The sequence below is a fragment of the Vibrio sp. 10N.247.310.24 genome, assembly GCF_041467175.1.
GTDB lineage: Bacteria > Pseudomonadota > Gammaproteobacteria > Enterobacterales > Vibrionaceae > Vibrio > Vibrio tasmaniensis_A.
Genome location: NZ_JBFSUD010000172.1, coordinates 1 through 1,871, shown reverse-complemented (window position 1 = coordinate 1,871; position 1,871 = coordinate 1). Strand labels below are relative to the sequence as shown.

Annotated in this window: 4 protein-coding genes; all 4 read left to right on the top strand. The window is 45.2% G+C overall.

Annotated elements, in window-relative coordinates; genetic code table 11:
* Positions 1 to 100: 100 nt before the first annotated feature.
* Genes AB6E08_RS23130 through AB6E08_RS23115 form a run of 4 tightly spaced genes read left to right on the top strand, consistent with a single transcriptional unit; the run spans position 101 to position 1,785 of the window.
* Positions 101 to 1,048: an AAA family ATPase gene (locus tag AB6E08_RS23130; protein ID WP_372160333.1), complete on the top strand. Its 948-nt coding sequence runs from the start codon at positions 101 to 103 to the stop codon at positions 1,046 to 1,048.
* A gap of 8 nt (positions 1,049 to 1,056) precedes the next feature.
* Positions 1,057 to 1,272 (top strand): hypothetical protein, encoded by a 216-nt coding sequence (locus tag AB6E08_RS23125; RefSeq protein ID WP_372067752.1) that lies wholly within the window; start codon positions 1,057 to 1,059, stop codon positions 1,270 to 1,272.
* A gap of 26 nt (positions 1,273 to 1,298) precedes the next feature.
* Positions 1,299 to 1,568, top strand: coding sequence for a hypothetical protein (locus AB6E08_RS23120; protein WP_372067749.1), 270 nt, complete (start codon positions 1,299 to 1,301; stop codon positions 1,566 to 1,568).
* A gap of 10 nt (positions 1,569 to 1,578) precedes the next feature.
* A complete protein-coding gene (locus tag AB6E08_RS23115) occupies positions 1,579 to 1,785 on the top strand; it encodes a hypothetical protein (protein ID WP_102551326.1) in 207 nt (68 codons plus the stop codon).
* The last annotated feature ends 86 nt before the right edge of the window (positions 1,786 to 1,871 follow it).

Below are 1,871 nucleotides of genomic sequence, written 5' to 3'. Positions count from 1 at the left end.
TACGAACAGAACTTCAGCCAAAGCGTTTCAAACCTGTTTGAACAGAAATTCAAAAACAAGCTTTAAACCCTATTTAAACCTTCCATAAATGGAGATTGATATGAGTACAAACGTAGTTGAACTAGGCAATGCAGAGGCTAAGCAAACCGACACATTAATGCGCATTCGTGCATTAACAGAATCGAAGGCTGTTTCAGCGTCTCAGATTGCAAAAGAGATCAGCGTATCACCTGCCACGCTAAGCCAAATATTGAACGGTGCATACAAAGCTGACCCAGCCAAGATGATTGAAAAACTGAACCAATGGTTACGCATGAGAGAACAGCGTAATGCCACGCCAAGCAAAGACCCTGGCTTTGTGATGACACCAACGGCTAAGCAGCTGACCGACGACATGATGTATGCCCAAGTGACCGAATCTATCGTGGTTATTTTTGGGGCGTCTGGTGTCGGTAAATCAGAAGCGCTGCGTGAATACAAACGAAGCAACAACAACGTATGGATGATCACTTCAAGCCCAAGCCGTTCAAGCCTTACTGAGTGCCTATATGAATTGGCTATGGAACTAGGCATGGACGATGCGCCGCGCCGTAAAGGCCCGCTGTCTCGCGTTATCCGAAACCGCCTGATTGGTAGCGAGGGTTTGGTGGTGATTGATGAAGCGGATCACCTTGACTACCCAACACTGGAAGAGCTGCGAATTCTGCAAGAAGAAACGGGCGTTGGCATGGTGCTAGTGGGTAACAACAAGGTTTACACGCAGCTTACAGGTGGTCGCCGTAATGAAGATTTTGCGCGCTTGTTCTCTCGCATTGCGAAGAAGCGTGGCATTCACAAAACCAAGCAAGCAGACGTTCGTGCCATTGCTGATGCATGGAACGTAAACGGCGAGTCTGAACTCGGGTTAATGCTGCAAATCAGTGAGCGCCCAGGTGGACTTAGATTGCTAAGTAAAACACTCAAACTGGCGGCGATGTTTGCCAAAGGCCAAACCATTAGTGAGCAAGTGCTGCGCAAAGCGTTTGCTGAATTAGAAACCAACGATTGAGGTGAAATATGTCTTTTAAATCAGAAGTTGAATGTGATGGCGGTGACTGCTTTAGAACAGTTGAACTTAGCAGCTGTGACCCTTCTCAAGCCGAAACTGAATATTACAACTTAGAGGCTAAAGGTTGGTTAATCGAATTTAACGATGACTACGACTACTGCCCGAAATGTGCACCAATCGTAAAGGCTGAAATGGAGGAAGAAGCGAATGATGAACTCGCATGAAAAACAAAAGGCAGTATTAACCGCCCGTGGTCGATTTGACCTTAGCTGACTGCTTCATTTTACGCATCAACTACGAGCCAGCGATTCCCGTTATCGAAGTCACCAACCCTTCAAGAAAGTTAATGGATAAAGCGGTTGCTGTGATGGAAATGCGTCACGGCACTTTGAACAAAATGTATGTGGCTCGATTCAGCAAATGCCTAGTGCGTTGGTGGTCTGGTGAGTGTCAGCAATATGTAGGCAACACCGTTATCAACTCGCAAGAACACAAATGTGCAAACCCAACTTACAACTGAGAGAAAAACAATGAACACCATTAGCAAAGAAAAATACATAGAGCTTTTAGAAGAGCAACGTCAGCACTTAGAAAAGAAAGTAGAAGCCGTTAAAGATGATTTGTTCACTCTTGAAACTGCCATTGAAGATCTAGATGCACGTGACTTCGACGAAGTTGAAGTTACCGAAAAAGACGGCACTTTTACATTCAATATCGTGGAGAAAAACAATGACTAATCAAACCCAACCACAAGACGGTTTTCGCTTTAACGGCCAAGGCCACCAAGTACCCGTAAGCCAAATCAAAGACGTTGATTTACTGC